Source organism: Streptosporangium pseudovulgare (assembly GCF_014648055.1).
GTDB classification, from domain to species: Bacteria; Actinomycetota; Actinomycetes; order Streptosporangiales; family Streptosporangiaceae; genus Streptosporangium; species Streptosporangium pseudovulgare.
Genome location: NZ_BMQJ01000004.1, coordinates 371,546 through 387,889, shown reverse-complemented (window position 1 = coordinate 387,889; position 16,344 = coordinate 371,546). Strand labels below are relative to the sequence as shown.

Annotated in this window: 15 protein-coding genes and 1 tRNA gene; 5 read left to right on the top strand and 11 right to left on the bottom strand. The window is 71.8% G+C overall.

Translation table 11 applies throughout. The features are described from left to right. Window positions 1-4 precede the first annotated feature (4 nt). On the bottom strand, window positions 5-427 hold the full coding sequence (locus IEZ10_RS11560; RefSeq protein ID WP_189246473.1) for a DUF6292 family protein: 423 nt from the start codon (window positions 425-427) through the stop codon (window positions 5-7). 366 nt (window positions 428-793) lie between these two features. Between IEZ10_RS11560 and IEZ10_RS11555 the strand changes: the two genes are divergently transcribed. Further along, the gene (locus IEZ10_RS11555; protein WP_189246472.1) at window positions 794-1,237 is read left to right on the top strand and encodes a hypothetical protein; all 444 of its coding nucleotides are present in this window, start codon (window positions 794-796) and stop codon (window positions 1,235-1,237) included. A gap of 153 nt (window positions 1,238-1,390) precedes the next feature. Here the strand turns inward: IEZ10_RS11555 and IEZ10_RS11550 are convergent, their stop codons facing one another. Both IEZ10_RS11550 and IEZ10_RS11545 read right to left on the bottom strand, forming a co-directional pair. Continuing rightward, complete coding sequence (locus tag IEZ10_RS11550) at window positions 1,391-2,530, bottom strand: cystathionine gamma-synthase (protein ID WP_189246471.1); 1,140 nt, start codon at window positions 2,528-2,530, stop codon at window positions 1,391-1,393. A 225-nt stretch (window positions 2,531-2,755) separates the two neighbouring features. Continuing rightward, complete coding sequence (locus IEZ10_RS11545) at window positions 2,756-3,001, bottom strand: hypothetical protein (protein WP_189246470.1); 246 nt, start codon at window positions 2,999-3,001, stop codon at window positions 2,756-2,758. A 136-nt stretch (window positions 3,002-3,137) separates the two neighbouring features. Between IEZ10_RS11545 and IEZ10_RS11540 the strand changes: the two genes are divergently transcribed. Next, the gene (locus IEZ10_RS11540; RefSeq protein ID WP_189246469.1) at window positions 3,138-4,334 is read left to right on the top strand and encodes a sensor histidine kinase; all 1,197 of its coding nucleotides are present in this window, start codon (window positions 3,138-3,140) and stop codon (window positions 4,332-4,334) included. Between the two features lie 219 nt (window positions 4,335-4,553). Here the strand turns inward: IEZ10_RS11540 and IEZ10_RS11535 are convergent, their stop codons facing one another. After that, window positions 4,554-5,924 (bottom strand): cystathionine beta-synthase, encoded by a 1,371-nt coding sequence (locus IEZ10_RS11535; RefSeq protein WP_189246563.1) that lies wholly within the window; start codon window positions 5,922-5,924, stop codon window positions 4,554-4,556. A gap of 138 nt (window positions 5,925-6,062) precedes the next feature. Here IEZ10_RS11535 and IEZ10_RS11530 point away from each other — a divergent pair, with 138 nt between their 5' ends. The 3 genes from IEZ10_RS11530 (at window position 6,063) to IEZ10_RS11520 (ending at window position 9,884) form a co-directional block, all read left to right on the top strand. Continuing rightward, window positions 6,063-7,037: an SGNH/GDSL hydrolase family protein gene (locus IEZ10_RS11530; RefSeq protein ID WP_189246468.1), complete on the top strand. Its 975-nt coding sequence runs from the start codon at window positions 6,063-6,065 to the stop codon at window positions 7,035-7,037. A 53-nt stretch (window positions 7,038-7,090) separates the two neighbouring features. Next, a complete protein-coding gene (locus tag IEZ10_RS11525) occupies window positions 7,091-8,461 on the top strand; it encodes an outer membrane protein assembly factor BamB family protein (RefSeq protein ID WP_189246467.1) in 1,371 nt (456 codons plus the stop codon). A gap of 202 nt (window positions 8,462-8,663) precedes the next feature. Next, the gene (locus IEZ10_RS11520) at window positions 8,664-9,884 is read left to right on the top strand and encodes an acetyl-CoA C-acetyltransferase (RefSeq protein ID WP_189246466.1); all 1,221 of its coding nucleotides are present in this window, start codon (window positions 8,664-8,666) and stop codon (window positions 9,882-9,884) included. Window positions 9,885-10,085: 201 nt separating this feature from the next. Here IEZ10_RS11520 and IEZ10_RS11515 read toward each other — a convergent pair whose 3' ends face one another. From IEZ10_RS11515 to IEZ10_RS11485, 7 genes are all read right to left on the bottom strand, one after another. Next, entirely contained in the window at window positions 10,086-10,496 is a 411-nt protein-coding gene (locus IEZ10_RS11515; RefSeq protein ID WP_189246465.1) for a PPOX class F420-dependent oxidoreductase, read from the bottom strand. A gap of 69 nt (window positions 10,497-10,565) precedes the next feature. Beyond that, the gene (locus IEZ10_RS11510; protein ID WP_179826446.1) at window positions 10,566-10,793 is read right to left on the bottom strand and encodes a DUF4287 domain-containing protein; all 228 of its coding nucleotides are present in this window, start codon (window positions 10,791-10,793) and stop codon (window positions 10,566-10,568) included. A gap of 259 nt (window positions 10,794-11,052) precedes the next feature. Then, the gene (locus tag IEZ10_RS11505) at window positions 11,053-11,835 is read right to left on the bottom strand and encodes a Bax inhibitor-1/YccA family protein (RefSeq protein ID WP_189246464.1); all 783 of its coding nucleotides are present in this window, start codon (window positions 11,833-11,835) and stop codon (window positions 11,053-11,055) included. 265 nt (window positions 11,836-12,100) lie between these two features. Beyond that, window positions 12,101-12,173: transfer RNA gene (locus IEZ10_RS11500), tRNA-Leu, on the bottom strand. A gap of 167 nt (window positions 12,174-12,340) precedes the next feature. Next, window positions 12,341-13,657 carry an NAD(P)/FAD-dependent oxidoreductase gene (locus IEZ10_RS11495; protein ID WP_189246463.1) on the bottom strand — a complete coding sequence of 439 codons (1,317 nt, stop codon included), beginning with the start codon at window positions 13,655-13,657 and terminating at the stop codon, window positions 12,341-12,343. Between the two features lie 169 nt (window positions 13,658-13,826). Then, a complete protein-coding gene (locus IEZ10_RS11490; protein ID WP_189246462.1) occupies window positions 13,827-14,624 on the bottom strand; it encodes a uracil-DNA glycosylase in 798 nt (265 codons plus the stop codon). A gap of 233 nt (window positions 14,625-14,857) precedes the next feature. After that, a complete protein-coding gene (locus IEZ10_RS11485; protein WP_189246461.1) occupies window positions 14,858-16,240 on the bottom strand; it encodes a hypothetical protein in 1,383 nt (460 codons plus the stop codon). Between the last annotated feature and the right edge of the window lie 104 nt (window positions 16,241-16,344).

The following is a 16,344-nucleotide window of genomic DNA, read 5'->3' as shown; positions in this document are numbered from 1 at the left end:
GGGCTCAGGCGCCGGCGTAGGCCAGGTAGGAGTTGAGCGCCAGGTCGAAGCCGTCGCGGTAGTGGCGGTAGGAGCGGTAGCAGGGCCGCCAGGCCGTGCTGTTGCCCACCCCGGCCCGCGCGTCCACCACGGCCGCCGGCACCCGTTCCGGGCGCAGCAGCAGGCCGCCGCCGAGATAGCGGGCGTCGGCCAGGACCGTGCAGGTCTCACGGTCGCCGGAGACGTAGCGGCCCCGCCGCCAGCCGCTCTCCTCGTCCCACACCAGCGCGTCCCCGCCGGTCAGGAGGATCGTGGCGGCGCGCGGATCGCACGGCCCCTCCCACCAGTCGGCGACCTCGGCGCCCAGCGCCTCGACGACGCGGCTCACGTAGAAGGCCGGCTGACGCCGCCATTCCTCGGTGTACGGCTCGACATGTCTTACACCCACTGGGGGCACTCCCTTGTGCCGTCGTCCACGATCGGTCTCACCACCCGCCCGGAACGGCCGCGACCAGAGCCGCCTGAGGCCTCACACACGGGAACGAGTTCGCCAGTGATCCTACTCACCCCGGTGGGGTGCTCAGGGGCGAAATGCGAAGATCTACCCTCGCGTGACACCGGAACCGGCTCCCCGCGGCCCGTCCGCTCCCTGCTCGCCGCCCGGACACCCGGGCCGCCCACCGGCCGGGCCCCACCTTTCGCGGCGCCGCTCGCGGCGGGCCACGTTCCGAGAACGATCATCGGCCAGGGAAGTGTCGGTAAGGCCCGAGCGAGCCGTAGGCGGGCGGGATCACCGCGGGTTAGTGTCTGGCGCATGAATGACCTGCTGCTCTGGCTCCACATCGGCTTCGCGATCTTCACGCTGGGGCCGCTCACCGCCGCCACCATGTCCACCCCGAGGTTCATCCGCGCCGGAGACGTCAACGTCCTGCGTTACCTGCACCGGACCACCCGCATATACGCCGTCGCGGCCCTGGGGGTGTTCCTGTTCGGCGCGCTGCTGGGCCGCGAGTATCTCGGCAGGCCCTACCTGTCGATCTCGATGACGCTGTTCATCGTCGCCCTGGCGCTCCTCGCCCTGGTGGTCCGCGACCAGGGCGTCGCCCTGCGGATCCTCGGCCGCGAGGGCGGCGGGACCGCCGAGAGCCCGAAGGGCGACGCGAAGGTCCAGATCGGGCGGGTCGCCGCGCTCTCCGGCGTGATCACCGTGATCTGGCTGGTCATCCTGGTGATGATGGTCTGGGGCAGTCCCTCCTGACCGGCCCGGCCGGTCGCCCGCGGCGCGGCGCGGTCCCGCGGGGGCGGCCCGGCACGACCGTCCGGAACGGTGGCCGCCCGCGCGGCCGGCCGTACCTCCGGCCCGGCGACGCCTCCACGCCGGGCCGTACGGCCGTGCCCCTCTCTCAGCCCGTCAGCCCAGCGCCCGGGTCAGGTCGGCGAGCAGGTCGTCGATCGACTCGATGCCGACCGACAGCCGGACGAGGTCGGAAGGGACCTCCAGCGGCGAGCCCACCGCCGAGGCGTGGGTCATCCGGCCCGGATGCTCGACCAGCGACTCCACCCCGCCGAGCGACTCGCCGAGGGTGAACAGCTTCGTCCGGTTGCAGATCTCGACCGCCTCGGCCTCGCCGCCGGCGACCCGGAAGGAGACCATGCCGCCGAAGCGCCTCATCTGCTTGGCGGCCACCTCGTGGCCGGGGTGGTCGGGCAGGCCCGGGTAGAGCACCGACGACACCTTGGGGTGGGCCAGCAGCAGGTCCACGACCCGCTCGGCGTTGTCGCAGTGGCGCTCCATCCGCACCGCGAGCGTCTTGAGGCCCCGCAGGGTCAGCCACGCGTCGAACGGGCCGGCCACCGCGCCCATGGCGTTCTGGTGGTAGGCGAGCTTCTCGCCCACCTCGGCGTCGCGCGCGACGAGCGCCCCGCCGACCACGTCGGAGTGGCCGCCCACGTACTTGGTGGTGGAGTGCACCACGATGTCCGCGCCCAGCGACAGCGGCTGCTGGAGGTACGGCGAGGCGAAGGTGTTGTCCACCACCAGCAGCGCGCCGTTCTCGTGCGCGAGGTGGGCCAGCGCCTCGATGTCGAAGACGCTCAGCAGCGGGTTGGTCGGCGTCTCGACCCAGACGATCTTCGTCTTCGGGGTCATCGCGGACGCCACCGCGTCCAGGTCGCCGAGCGGCACCGGGTCGTAGTGCAGCGACCAGGGCTCGTGCACCTTGGCGAAGAGCCGGTAGGTGCCGCCGTAGGCGTCGTTCGGGATGATGACGTGGTCGCCCGGCCGGCAGACGGCGCGCAGCACGGTGTCCTCGGCCGCCAGGCCGGACGCGAACGCCAGGCCCCGGGCGCCGCCCTCGACGGCCGCGACGGCCTCCTCCAGGGCGGCCCTGGTCGGGTTGGCCGACCGGCTGTACTCATATCCGGAGCGCAGGCCCCCGACGCCGTCCTGCTTGTAGGTGGAGACGGCGTAGATCGGCGGGACGACCGCCCCGGTGACCGGGTCGGGCTCCTGGCCTGCGTGGATCGCCAGTGTTTCGAATCCTTCACTCATGGGGCCAACGCTACTCGGAACCGGCGGGCGGACCACCCGGTGCGGTCCCCTTCCGCCACCCGCCGGTTCGGGCCGCCCCGAACCGCCCCGAACCGCCGCGGCCTCCGGCTCCCGCCGTCCCGGGCCGCCGGGCCCTCCGGCTCAGGGCCGCCCCGAACCGCCGCGCCGGCCGCTCCGGGTCGTGGTCCCCGTTCCAGGTCGTCCCGGGCCGCCGGGCCCTCCGGCTCAGGCCGCCCTGGGCCGGTACTCCCCGGTGTCCGTCCGCGGCAGCCGGATGATCTCGCCGGACGCCTCACCCGCGTCCGCCGTGTCCCCGGTGGCGCCCTCCGGCGGCGTCCCGGCGCCCTTCCTGCTCAGGGCGGCCTCCCTGCCCTTGGCGGCGGCGCGCGACAGCAGGACCGGGTCCGCCATGGCCAGGCAGAGCCCGATCGCGAATCCGATGGTCAGCAGCACGGTTCCGATGACGGTCATGGTTCCTCCCCTTCGACGCATCGAGCATCTCCCGTGGACCCCGCCCCGCGCCTCCGCTGAAGGACCGGTCCTGCCGGGCGCCGGTCGGCCGAACGGCCGATTCACCACACCGACCGGGGGCCTAGGCTCGGTGAGCGTGGGTGAGTCACATCGCATCGTTCACTGGATCAGACGGCTCAGCGAGATCGCGCTGATCGGCTGGCTGGGGCTGCTGTTCCTGATCGACGTCGCGCTGGCGATGGGCTTCCGCACGTGGCCGGTGTGGCCCAACCTGCTGTGCGGCGCGGTCGGCGTCCTCGCCGTGCTGTGGCGGCGCACCCGCCGGGTGAGCGGCTTCCGCGTCTTCCTGGCGCTGTCGTTCTGCGTCACCCTGATCATCCTGGTCACCGGCGGCGAAGGCAGGCCGGGGTTCGCCGAGATCGGGGCGCTGCTGGTCCTCACCGTCAGCGGGCTGCGCTCGATCGAGCCGGTCCGGCGCGCGGCGCTGTTCTCCCTGGCGGCGATGGTCGTGCTGGAGTTCTCGGCCTGGCGCCTGCGGCAGGCTCCCGAGATCGTGGCCACCGCGTTCGCTCTCTTCGTGCCCTGGGCGTTCGCGGCCGGGGCGGGCGCCTACCTCCGCTTCCAGCTGGAGCGCCGCCGGGAGGCGGTGGCCGCGGTACGGCGGTCCGAGCGCCTGGAACTGGCCAGGGAGCTGCACGACCTGGTCGCCCACCACATCACCGGAATCGTCGTGCAGGCGCAGGCCGCCCGGGTCGTCGCCGAGCAGCAACCCGACGCCGTGATCCCCGCGCTGGACGCGATCTCCGGCGCCGGGGCCGACGCGCTGACCTCGATGCGCCGCCTGGTCAGCGTGCTGCGCGCCGAGGACGAGGCGGCCCGCTCCCCGGGCAGCACGCTGCGGGACATGCGGCTGCTCGTCGAGCGGTTCTCCGCCGGCGGCCCCACGGTCGCCTTCGACATCGCCCCGGGCATCGACGACGGCACCCTTCCCCCGGAGGTGCTGACGACCCTCCACCGGGTGCTGCAGGAGTCGCTGACCAACGTCCGCCGCCACGCCCCGGGCGCGGGCTGGGTGGAGGCGAACCTGAGGCCGGTCGGCGCCCCGCCCGGGATCGTGGTGCTGCGCGTCCGCAACTACGGCTCGGCTTCCGACGGCCGGTTCTCCCGGCTGGGCGGCGGGTTCGGCCTCGTGGGCATGGCCGAGCGCGTCGAGGCGCTGGGCGGCCGGCTGACCGCGGGCCCCACCCCCGAGGGCGCCTGGGAGGTGGTGGCGGAGTGCCCGCTGGAACGGCCGGACCCCGCCGGGGCCCGGCGCGGCCCGTTCCCCGGCTGACCGGCCCGGCCTCCGCACACGGCGACCGGACCATTCCCGCCCGGCCGCCGGCCTTTCCCGGCTGCCGGGCGGGAACCACCCGCGAGAGCCGGGGAGACCTCAAACCGCCCACGGCGGCCGAACCGCCCGCAGAGGGCCGAGGAGACCGGAACAGCCCGCGGCGGCCGGAACCGCCGGGGCCATCGGAACCACCCGCGGAGGCCGCGGGAGACGCCGGGATCAGTGGTTGGCGAGGAAGGCCAGCAGGTCGTGGCGGGTGAGCAGGCCGACCGGCTTGCCGTCGTCGAGCACGACCGCCGCGTCGGCCTTCTCCAGCGCCTCGACCGCGATGGAGACGGGCTCGCCCGCCCCGATCATCGGCAGCGGCTGCGACATGTGGTCGGCCAGCGGGTCGTGCGGCGAGACCTTGCCGCGGTAGAGGGCGTCGAGCAGGTCGCGCTCCAGGATCGAGCCGACCACCTCGGCGGCCATGACCGGCGGCTCCTCCTTCATCACCGGGAGCTGCGACACGCCGTACTCGCGCATGATCGAGATGGCGGTGTCCACCGACTCGTGCGGGTGGGTGTGCACGAACTCCGGCATGCCGGAGCCCTTGCGGGTCAGCACGTCCCTGACCAGGCCCTCCTCGCTGGAGGTGGTCAGGAAGCCGTAGTCGGCCATCCACTCGTCGTTGAAGATCTTCGACAGGTAGCCCCGGCCGCCGTCGGGCAGCAGCACGACGACCACGTCGTCCGGGCCGGCCTGCTGGGCGACGCGCAGCGCGGCGACCGTCGCCATCCCGCAGGATCCGCCGACGAGCAGCGCCTCCTCGCGGGCCAGGCGGCGGGTCATGCCGAAGGAGTCCTTGTCGGAGACCGCGATGATCTCGTCGCAGATCGTGGTGTCGTAGGTGGCCGGCCAGATGTCCTCGCCGACGCCCTCCACCAGGTACGGCCGGCCGGTGCCGCCGGAGTAGACGGAGCCCTCCGGGTCGGCGCCGATGATCTTCACGCGGCCGCCGGAGACCTCCTTGAGGTAGCGGCCGGTGCCGCTGATCGTACCGCCGGTGCCGACACCCGCCACGAAGTGGGTGATCCGCCCCTCGGTCTGCTCCCAGATCTCCGGGCCGGTGGAGTGGTAGTGGCTGTCGGGGTTGTTGGGGTTGGAGTACTGGTCGGGCTTCCAGGCGCCCGGGATCTCCCTGGCCAGGCGGTCGGAGACCGAGTAGTAGGAGTTCGGGTGGTCGGGCGAGACCGCCGTCGGGCAGACCACGACCTCGGCGCCGTAGGCGCGGAGCACCGAGATCTTGTCCTGGGCCACCTTGTCCGGCACGACGAACAGGCACTTGTAGCCACGCTGCTGCGCCACGATGGCCAGGCCGACACCCGTGTTGCCAGAGGTGGGCTCCACGATGGTGCCGCCGGGGCGCAGCTCACCGGACTTCTCCGCGGCGTCGATCATCCGCACCGCGATCCGGTCCTTCACCGAACCACCCGGGTTGAAATACTCGACCTTGGCGAGCACCTGGGCCGGGACCCCCGCCGTCACCTTGTGAAGCCGGACGAGCGGCGTGTTGCCCATCAGATCGACGAGCGAGTCGTATACGCGCACGGCGAAGATCACCTCGAAATACCATAGCTTTGTCAGCTGTTGAGTGGAACGCCGTGGTCCCCGTGGGTGGCCGGGACTCGGCTGGCTGTCTTTCAAGGCCAACGCTACCGTCGTGTCGTATCGAGGGGGCAACGCCACGTGATATGGACGCCAGGGGCCGCACGGGCCGCGCGGCGCATCGCGGCCGCCGCCGCGGTGGGCGGAGGCGGGCTGACCGCGCTCGGCGCGCTCACCTACGGGCTGCTGTTCACCGAGGCGGTGGTGGCCCGGCGCATCGTCGGCCGCCCGCACGGCATGGAGGGCCCGCCGGCCGACGGGATCTACGGCGACTTCGACGGCGAGCCGATCCGCATGGTGATGCTCGGCGACTCCACCTCGGTGGGGCTCGGCACCACCGATCCCGCCGACACCCCCGCGGTGCTGATCGCCTCCAGCCTGGCCGGCATCGCCGGGCGACCGGTCCGGCTGACCGTGGTCGGCAGGTCGGGGGCGGCCTCCGTCGACCTGGGCGACCAGGTGGACCGGGCGCTGGGGGCGCTGCCCGACATCGCGGTCATCTTCATCGGCGCCAACGACGTCACCACGCAGACGCCGCCCGCGCGGGCCGTACGGCACCTGCAGAAGGCGGTGCGGCGGCTGCGGGAGGCCGGGGCCGAGGTGGTCGTGGGAACCTGCCCGGACCTCGGCACGGTCCGGCCGATCGCCCAGCCGCTGCGCTGGGTGACCCGGCGCTGGAGCCGCCAGCTCGCCGCCGCGCAGACGGTCGCGGTGGTGGAGGCCGGTGGGCGGACGGTCGCCTTCGCCGACATGCTCGGCCCGGAGTTCGACACGAATCCGGACGAGATGTTCGGGCCCGATCGATTCCACCCATCTGTCGAAGGCTACCTACAGGTTGCTTACGCGGTGCTACCGTCTGTAGGCAATGCGCTGGGACTGTGGCCCGAGCCGCGGCCGCGGCGCAGCGAGTCGATCTACCTCGCGGCGGCCATGGCCGCGGAGGAGCCCGGCGCCGAGGTCTCCGCGACCCGCGTCGCCGGCCGGGCCACCGGACCCCACGGACGATGGGTGACGATGCTCCGCCGGCGTCCCTGGGTCCAGCCTCGCGACGCCTGACCCCGGTCACCCTCCGCGTCGAGGCCGTCACGCCTCGCCCGCATTGGAGTGGAATGCCCGCCATCCGGCCCCCCGCGAAACCGATCCTGGCGCTCGCCGGAGCCCTGGCCCTGTCCGGTTCCGCCCTGTCCGGCTGCTCCGGCAGCGAAGCGGCCACCCCCGCCTATCCCACCTGGCACAACCCGGACGTGAACGCGGTCAGCCGCACCGTCTCGGCCGGGGGCGTCGCCGCGACGACCTCCCTGCTGCCCGGCGGCACGCTGGAGACGGTGGCCCTCGACCTCGCCTCGGGCCGGAGGCTGTGGGCCCAGCCGGCGACCATGGCGGGCCGGCTGCCGGGGATGGGCGTCCCGGCCCCGGCTCTCGTCGAGACCGGCGGCGGTCAGGCCGTCGCGGTGACCGTCGATCCGTTCCGGCGCGGCCGGTGGAACGCCCTGCTCGTCGCCCGTGACGCCCGGACCGGCGCGCGGCGGTGGACCCGCCCGCTGCACTCCACGTTCGGGCCGCAGCGGTGCGGGGCGCTGGTGTGCGTGCCGGAGAACACCGCCCTGGAGACGGCCCGGATGGTCGTGCTCGACCCGGCCACCGGCAAGGTGCTGTGGAGGCTCCCCGGGATCGCCGAGGTGGAGTGGTCCGACGCCTCCCATGCCGTGCTGCTGCGCCTGGCCCGGCACCCCGTCCTGGAGTCGCGCGACCTGAGGACCGGAAAGCTCGGCTGGAAGCTGCCGGTTGAACAGCCCCTCGGCGCGGGGGTCGACCTCTCGGGCGGCTGGTCGTTCGGGGCGACCTCCGGCAATCTCGTCGGCTACGTCGCGCCGTACACCGACCCCTCGACGAAGAAGCCCTCCGCCTTCGGGTTCTTCTCCGTCAGGGTCGCCGACGGCACGGTCAACTGGATCCGACCCTCGGTGGTGCGGGTCTACCCCAGCGGCAGCCCCGGTTTCGCGCCGGTGGTCCGCCCGGTCGACGCGCAGGGCCGGTACGGCGGGTTCGCCCGGCTCGACGCCGACAGCGGCCGGGTCCTCGGCCAGATCCCCCCGGACCGGATCCCCGGCTCCGGCTGGTGGCTCGCCTTCCCCGAGCGGATGGACACGCTCGGCTTCCTCAAGCACGGCAAGCCCGGCACGGTCTTCGACCTCGCCACCGGCCGCCCCGGCGAGATCACCGGGCGGCGCGGCTGGTCCTTCTGCGTCACCGATCCCAAGCCGCTCGCGTTGAGGAACCAGGTCCCCGGCTTCTACTCGGTGGCCTCCCTGTGCGAGTTCGACCTCGCCAAGGGTGAGAAGGTCACGCCGCGGGGGCCCGGCGCGCCGCCGGCGTGGTTCACCGGCAGCCAGAGCGGCTGGCGGATCTGGCGCGACGAGAAGGGCGGCCTGCACGGCGTCGAGGACGGCACCGGCACCGCCCCCGGCATGTACGGCTGAGGCGAGGACGGCACCGCCCCGCCCCGGCGTGTACGGCTGAGCCGGCCCGCGCCGCCCCCGGCATGTACGGCTGACCAGTTCCATCCCCCGGCGGATCGCCTGCCGTACAAAGTTCTGTTTTCTGCGGCCCCGAGGCGTGGCATTCGGACTACCGCGCGGTAACCTCCGCAGGAGGAGAGGCACACGAACCCAGGAGAGCCACATGCCCGAGGCAGTCATCGTCGCGACCGCACGCTCGCCGATCGGCCGCGCCTTCAAGGGGTCCCTCAAGGACATCCGTCCCGACGACCTGACCGCGCAGATCATCAAGGCCGCGCTGGCGAAGGTGCCGCAGCTCGACCCGGCCGCCATCGACGACCTGATGCTCGGCTGCGGCCTGCCCGGCGGCGAGCAGGGGTACAACATGGGCCGGGTGGTCGCCACCCTCCTCGGGCTGGACGGCGTGCCCGGCACCACGATCACCCGTTACTGCTCGTCCTCGCTGCAGACCACCCGGATGGCCCTGCACGCCATCAAGGCGGGCGAGGGCGACGTGTTCGTCTCCGCGGGCGTGGAGTGCGTCTCCCGCTTCGCCAAGGGCAACTCCGACTCGCTGCCCGAGACGATGAACCCGCTGTTCGACGAGGCCAGGGCCCGTACGGCGCGGGCCGCCGAGGGCGGGGGCGACGTCTGGCGTGACCCGCGCGAGGACGGCGCGCTGCCCGACATCTACACCGCGATGGGCCAGACCGCCGAAAACGTCGCCGCGCTGCGGGGCGTGTCCCGCCAGGAGCAGGACGAGTTCGGCGTCCGCTCGCAGAACCTCGCCGAGAAGGCGATCGCCAACGGCTTCTGGGAGACCGACATCACCCCGGTGACGCTGCCCGACGGGACCGTGGTGAGCAAGGACGACGGTCCCCGGGCGGGCACCACCTACGAGGCGGTCTCGCAGCTCAAGCCGGTCTTCCGTCCCGACGGGACGGTCACCGCGGGCAACTGCTGCCCGCTGAACGACGGCGCCGCCGCGGTGATCGTGATGAGCGACACCAAGGCCGCCGAGCTGGGCATCACCCCGCTGGCCCGGGTCGTCTCCACCGGCGTGACCGGCCTGTCTCCGGAGATCATGGGCCTCGGGCCGGTCGAGGCGTCCCGGCAGGCCCTGGCGCGGGCGGGCATGTCCATCGGCGACGTCGACCTCGTCGAGATCAACGAGGCGTTCGCGGCCCAGGTCATCCCGTCCTACCAGGAGCTCGGCATCGACCTCGACCGGCTCAACGTCAACGGCGGCGCCATCGCGGTGGGCCACCCGTTCGGCATGACCGGCGCCCGGATCACCTCCACGCTGATCAACAGCCTGCGGTTCCACGACCGCTCGATCGGCCTGGAGACCATGTGCGTGGGCGGCGGCCAGGGCATGGCCATGGTCCTGGAGCGCCTCAGCTAGGTCCGGTTCCGCGGATCGTCCCGCCTGCCGCGGTCGCTCAGGCGGAGATCCACAGGACGGGATCCGGGTTCCGCGTGCCGGGGCCGTCCGCGGGGCCGCACCCCCACGTCGGTCCCGCGGGGCCGGCCCTCGCCGTTCCTGGCCGGCCCCGCGGGATCGACCCGACGGCCCGGCGGCCCGGCGCGGGGCCGGCGGAACCGCTCAGCCGTGCACGTCCGGCCCGGCGCGGGTGAGGTCGATCCGCATGACGACCCGCCGCTCGCGTTCCATGGCCGCCCGGTAGTCGTCCCAGTCGGGGTGCTCGCCGGAGATGTCACGGTAGTAGGAGACGAGGTGCTCCATCGCCTCGGGCAGCGAGACGATCTCCGCGGTCCCCTCGATCTGGATCCACGGGCCGAAGAAGGCGTCGGTCGTCACGCAGAGCGCCACGTTCGGATCCCTGCGGGCGTTGCGGACCTTCGCCGCGGTCTCCCGGCTGCTGACGACGGCTCGTCCTTCGGCGTCCAGGCCCACGGTGACCGGGGACATCTGCGGGCGGCCGTCGGCGCGCCGGGTGAGCATGACGGCCCGGTGGTTGTCGCGGATGAAGTCGCGTGCTCTGTCAAGATCCATGCCCCCATCATGCGGGTGGCACGGGCAAGCCCGCACCCCCGGGCGGGGCACGGGCTTGGGATAGACGACTTACAGATAACGGCTGCGGCGGTGACGCTCGTGCTCGTGGACGATGGCCGCGGCGTAGCCGTGGGTCAGCCCGTGCTCTGTTGCGAGCCAGTTGGCCCGCTCGTCGCAACGGAGGAAGGACGGGCCGTTGTCGATGGCCTGGAACCACTCTGGGAGTGCGCGTCCCGTGATGTCGGGAACCCTTGCGATCAGTTTGCTCTGCGTCTCCGGTGAGTGGTTCAACGACATGGACACCTCCAGGAATAGGGCTTCCTTTGCTCGACAGTGCATCACGATCCACCGGATGGCAAGCCCTCATCCACAAGGGCGCCGCCGTGTTCCGACATCCACTGCTCGCTCCTCATCAACCGTCATGCCCATCTTCCGTAAGAGAAACCCCTCTTCCCGGTAAGAAAGAACCTTCGTGCGGGAGAGCCCCCCGGGAAGCGCGAACCCCCGCCGGAGCGGCTCCGGCGGGGGTTCGGGCAGGACGGCGGCGGGACGGCCGCTAGTCCCGTGAGAAGTAGCTGATCAGTCGCAGGATCTCCAGGTAGAGCCAGACCAGGGTGACCGTCAGGCCGAAGGCCATCAGCCAGGAGTACCGCTCGGGGACGCCGGCCCGCACACCCTCCTCCACCGAGTTGAAGTCGAGCAGCAGGAAGAAGCAGCCGATCAGGATGGCGGCGACGCTGAAGGCGTAGGACAGCAGGCCGTCACCGGTGCGCAGCCCGAGGCCGCCTTCCATGAAGTAACCGGCGATCCAGTTGACGAGCATGAGGCCCATCAGCGCCAGGCCCGCGGCCACGACGAACTTGGTGAACTTCGGCGTCACCCGGACGATCCGCAGCGCGTACACCGCGAGGGTGCCGCCGAAGGCCAGCGCCGTGCCGAGCACCGCCTGCAGGACGATGCCGTTGTACAGGTCGTTGTAGACGTGGCTCGCCACGCCGACGGCCACGCCGTAGCCGACCGCGTAACCGAGGATCAGCACGGGGTTGGTGCTCTGCTTGAAGGAGACGATCAGGCCGAGCACCAGGCCGACGATCACGCCGAGCATCATGGCGGCGGTGCCGAGGTTCAGCGCCCAGGCCGCCGCGGCGGAGACGACCAGCGTGCCGAGCGTGATGAACCCGCGCACGACCACGTCGTCGATCGTCATGGCCCGCTGGGCGGGCGGTGCGTACGACGGCCTGTCGTACATCCCCTGAAGCTGCTCGGGGGTCGGCGTCGGCGTGCCCCAGCCCCGCTGGTGCGCGTTCGCCTGCCGGAATACCGGGTTTCTGCTCTCCATCACTGCCTCCACGCTGCGACCTGCACGATGAATGATCGGATCGGTCGTCACACGGCCGTATCGCATTGATCTTCGTTGGACCGGCCCCGCGGACACGGGACCGGCGTTCGCCGCCGGGCAGGCCGTACGGCTACCGCCGTAGATCTCAACGCACGGGTCATCCGTGCGGTTCCCGTCTTTCCCACCGGATCTCCGGATCGCGGACCGGCGGCCTTCCGGCCGGGCGGGAACTCCCCGGGGGACGGCGCCGGGCGAGATCGGCAAGTGCCCCCGGAGGGACTCGAACCCTCACTCGAACCCTTTTAAGGGGTTTGCCTCTGCCGTTGGGCTACGGGGACGCCGCAATCATACGTAACGGACCACTCATCCGAGGAGCACAGCTTTGTATCAGGCGTCACACAAACCATGATCGATGTATGCGATAGAGCCCCCGGAAGGACGGGGCCTTCCGGGGGCTCGGGTCGCGGGTCCGGCACGCCGCGCGGGGGCGGTCCGGGATGCGGGATCAGGTCGTCGCGGCCTCGCGGAACTCGGTGCGGGGCTCGTGGATCTCCCGGAGCGAGACGGTCTCCCGCTTGAAGAACAGCGCCAGGGTCCAGTCGACCACCACGCGGACCTTGCGGTTGAAGGTGGGGATCCGCGACATGTGGTACGTCCGGTGCATGAACCAGGCGGGCATCCCGCGGAGCTTGAGGCCGTAGACGTTGGCCACGCCCTTGTGCAGACCCAGACCGGCGACCGAACCGACGTACTTGTGCCGGTAGTCGACCAGCTGCTGCCCGTGGAGCTGGCGGGTGAGGTTGTCGGCGAGGACCTTGGCCTGCCGTACGGCGTGCTGGGCGTTGGGCGCGCAGTACTGGCCGGGGTTGGTCACGTCGGGCACGCCCGCCACGTCGCCGGCGGAGTAGGCGTCCTGGACCCCGGCCACCGTCAGGCGGGTGGTGGTCTTGATCCGGCCGCGCTCGTCCAGCGGCAGGTCTCCGGCGTTGACGACCGGGCTGGGCTTGACGCCCGCGGTCCACACGATGGTGGCCGACTCGAACTCCTCGCCGTCGGAGAGCTTGACGTGACCGCCGACGCAGGATTCCAGGCGGGTGCCGAGCCTGACCTCGATGCCGCGTTCGCGCAGCTGCTCGGCGGTCCACTTGCCCATCTCGGGGCCGACCTCGGGGAGGATGCGGTCGGTCGCCTCGACCAGGACCCAGCGGATGTCGTCGCGGGTGATGTTGCGGTAGTAGCGCACCGCGTCCAGCGACATGTCCTCCAGCTCGGCCAGGGCCTCGACGCCCGCGAAGCCGCCGCCGACCACGACGAACGTCAGCGCCCGGCGGCGCAGCGCCTCGTCGTCGTCGGACTCGGCCCGGTCGAGCAGGGCGAGAACCCGGTTGCGGAGCGCGGTCGCCTCGCCGATCGTCTTGAAGCCGATGGCGGCGTCGGCGAGACCGGGGACGGGGAGCGTGCGGGAGATCGAGCCGGCGGCCATGACGATGATGTCGTAGCCGATCTCGTGCTCGGTGCCGACGTTCGGCGCGAAAGTGACCTTCTTGGACGCGTGGTCGACCTTGGTGACCTTGCCGTTGAGGATCGTCGCCTTCTTCAGCACCCGGCGGAGCGGGACCACGACGTGGCGGGGCGAGATGTTCCCGGCGGCGGCCTCGGGGAGGAACGGCTGGTAGGTCATGTACGACTCGGGGGTGAGGACGGTGATCCGCACGCTGCCGTCGCGCAGTTCCTTGCGGAGCGTGTGCTGCAGGCGCAGCACGGTGTAGAGGCCGACGTAGCCCCCACCGACGACCACGACGTGCTTGGAGTTGCGGTTCACTTCAGCGCCATCCTTATCCTTTGCTTTGTGAAAGCTTTCACAAGCCTATGTCGATTCGTCGGATGATGCCACTGCGGGGGGTGCAAAACTTGAAGATCTTCTCAGATTGATCCGGAAAAACTACGCATTTCGCCCAGAAGATCTCGAAATTGTTCACTTGTGATTGACTTCACAACTTTCTCAGCGTGTTCGCCCGGGTGAAGACGGCGTCGAGCATGCCGGTGGTGACCCTGCCGGTGAAGGTGTTCTGCTGGCTCGGGTGGTAGCACCCCAGCAGGTACGCGGGGACGCCGTCGCGGGAGATCTCCACCTCGGCGCCGTGCCCGAAGGCCGGCCGCGGGCGCGGCAGGTCGTATCCCGCCTCCCGCAGCGCCGGCCAGACCGCCTGCCATGCGAAACCGCCCAGCGCCACCACCACCCGCACGCTGCCGGCGACCATCGCGATCTCCTCGGTCAGCCACGGGGAGCACGCCGCCCGCTCCGCCGGGTCGGGCTTGTTGGCGGGCGGGGCGCACCGCACGGCCGCCACCATGCGCGTCCCGATGAGCCGCTGTCCGTCGCCGGCGTGGACGCTGGTCTCCTGGGCGGCCAGGCCGGTCCGGTACAGCGAGGCGAACAGCCAGTCGCCGCTGCGGTCGCCGGTGAAGATCCGGCCGGTGCGGTTGCCCCCGTGCGCCGCCGGGGCCAGCCCGACGATGAGGATTCCCGGCTTCTCCTCGCCCCAGCCCGCGATCGGCCTGCCCCAGTAGGTCTCCCCGGTGAACGCCCGCCGCTTGACCGCCGCGACCTCCTCCCGCCAGTCCACCAGGCGCGGGCAGGCCCGGCAGACCGACTGCCGGGCCGTCAGCTCGGCGAGCGTGCCGCTCGTCCTGGCCAGCTCCGCCACCTCGGCGGCGTCGTGGGCGACGGGGGTGTCGGGCCGGGCCGGGTCGCCCGGCCAGCCGGATCCGGGAGGAACACAGGTCATGCCTTCGATGGTGCCCGACGCGGGGGGATGCCCCGGACCGGAACCGCTGCTTTCGCCGCGCGGGGGAAAGCCGGACGGGCGGGCGCCGGTGAAGGCGTGGCCTGTCCGGAACGGGGTGAGAACGCGGAAAGGCGGCGCCCGCCGGACGCGGACGCCGCCTTCCTCATTTCGTTCGGACCCGGGCGGGCGTCGGATTCACACGCCGCCCGTCCGGGTCCGCCCGGACATCGGTACTACGCCTCGCAGGCCGCCTTGTACTCGGCAGACGAGTTGCCACCGCCGACGATCGACAGGGTGGCGGTGCCGGCCTTGCCGTTGGAGCCGGTGGAGAAGGACACCGTCTGCTCGCCGGCCGCGGTGAAGTCCAGATCGCCCGACTTCACCGTGGCGCCGTTGACGGTCCAGACGTACTTGACCTTGATCGCGCCGGTCGCGTAGATCTTGCCGGTGCCGCTGAGCGTGGCCGCCGGGCAGGTGCCCGCCGTCTGCTCGGCCGAGACGCCGGTGATGAACGCCTTGACCTCGGGGGCCGTCTCACAGGTGACCTTGGCCGCGGCGGTGCCGGAGGTCGGGCCACCCGCGATCTCGATCGCCCGCCTGGCGGTGCCGGACTCCGACGCCTTCCAGGAGTCGCTCACGGTACGGCTCTGCGGACCGTGGCCGTAGAAGGAGACGGTCTCCCAGGAGCCGGCGACGCCGTCGCGGATCCAGCGGTACCGCACCGGGCCGTCGGCGTCGGAGACGCGGATGGTGCCGGAGAAGGTACGGGTGACCGGGCAGGTGCCGGAGTAGTCGGCCGGGGAGTCCACGGAGGCGCTCACCTTCGGCGAGTGGTCCTCACAGTGGATCCTGAAGTAGGAGCCGTCCGAGGAGCCGCCGCGGCCGACGACCTCCAGCCGCACCTGACCGCGCAGGTCGTGACCCGGCTCGATCACGTACTGGACCCGGCGCGAGCCGTTCACGTAGACCGAGTCGCGGTCGACGACGTGGCCGTTGACGACCCACTGGTAGCGCACCCAGCGCTTGCCGGAGGTGCTGATCCGGCCGGTCGCGACGGCCTTGCAGTCACGCTCGTCCACCCAGACGCGGGTGGCGGTCCAGTGGCGGGGACGGGGCTTGACGACCTCTTCCTTGCCGCCGTCGCCCTGGTCCTCGCCGCAGGCGACGGTGAAGTAGCCCTTGGCCGAGGTGACCTTGCGCGGCGCCAGGACCTGGACCGAGTTCCAGCTCCTGAGGTCGCCGCCCTTGAAGGTGGCGGACTCCTTCACCGCGACGTACTTGACGCCCTTGCCCTTGAGCGTGATCTTCTTGATACCGCTCTTGGAGCCGTCACCGCGCAGCCAGCGGTAGGCGACGGTGGTCTTGCCGCCGTAGGCCTTCACCTTGATCTTCGAGGAGAAGGTCACCTTGACGGGACAGTCGGTGGACTTCGACGGGGACGCCTTGGGCGCGCCGACCGACACCGCGGCCTTCGGGGCGCCGTGGGCCGCCGAGGCCCGCGCCTGGGTGGAACCGCTGGCCGCCGCTGCGGGCGAGGCCATCAGTCCCGCCGTCATGGTCGCCAGCATGGCCGTACCGGCGCTCAGGACGGCTAGCTTACGTGCTAGTCCGGACATGAGGGGTTGCTCCGTTCGTTAGGAACATGAAGATCGCTCCGGAGACGGTTGCCGCCCCGACACCAGCTGTGCCGGGCCCCACGGCAAAGCCTCGCTAAAGCTTC

Excerpts from the sequence above, each read along its gene's own strand:
- IEZ10_RS11515 (WP_189246465.1), bottom strand. The coding sequence starts at position 10,496 with ATGGATCTTGACAGAGCACGCGACTTCATCCGCGACAACCACCGGGCC.
- IEZ10_RS11545 (WP_189246470.1), bottom strand. The coding sequence starts at position 3,001 with ATGACCGTCATCGGAACCGTGCTGCTGACCATCGGATTCGCGATCGGG.
- IEZ10_RS11555 (WP_189246472.1), top strand. The coding sequence starts at position 794 with ATGAATGACCTGCTGCTCTGGCTCCACATCGGCTTCGCGATCTTCACG.
- IEZ10_RS11525 (WP_189246467.1), top strand. The coding sequence starts at position 7,091 with ATGCCCGCCATCCGGCCCCCCGCGAAACCGATCCTGGCGCTCGCCGGA.
- IEZ10_RS11520 (WP_189246466.1), top strand. The coding sequence starts at position 8,664 with ATGCCCGAGGCAGTCATCGTCGCGACCGCACGCTCGCCGATCGGCCGC.
- IEZ10_RS11490 (WP_189246462.1), bottom strand. The coding sequence starts at position 14,624 with ATGACCTGTGTTCCTCCCGGATCCGGCTGGCCGGGCGACCCGGCCCGG.
- IEZ10_RS11505 (WP_189246464.1), bottom strand. The coding sequence starts at position 11,835 with ATGGAGAGCAGAAACCCGGTATTCCGGCAGGCGAACGCGCACCAGCGG.
- IEZ10_RS11485 (WP_189246461.1), bottom strand. The coding sequence starts at position 16,240 with ATGTCCGGACTAGCACGTAAGCTAGCCGTCCTGAGCGCCGGTACGGCC.
- IEZ10_RS11510 (WP_179826446.1), bottom strand. The coding sequence starts at position 10,793 with ATGTCGTTGAACCACTCACCGGAGACGCAGAGCAAACTGATCGCAAGG.
- IEZ10_RS11550 (WP_189246471.1), bottom strand. The coding sequence starts at position 2,530 with ATGAGTGAAGGATTCGAAACACTGGCGATCCACGCAGGCCAGGAGCCC.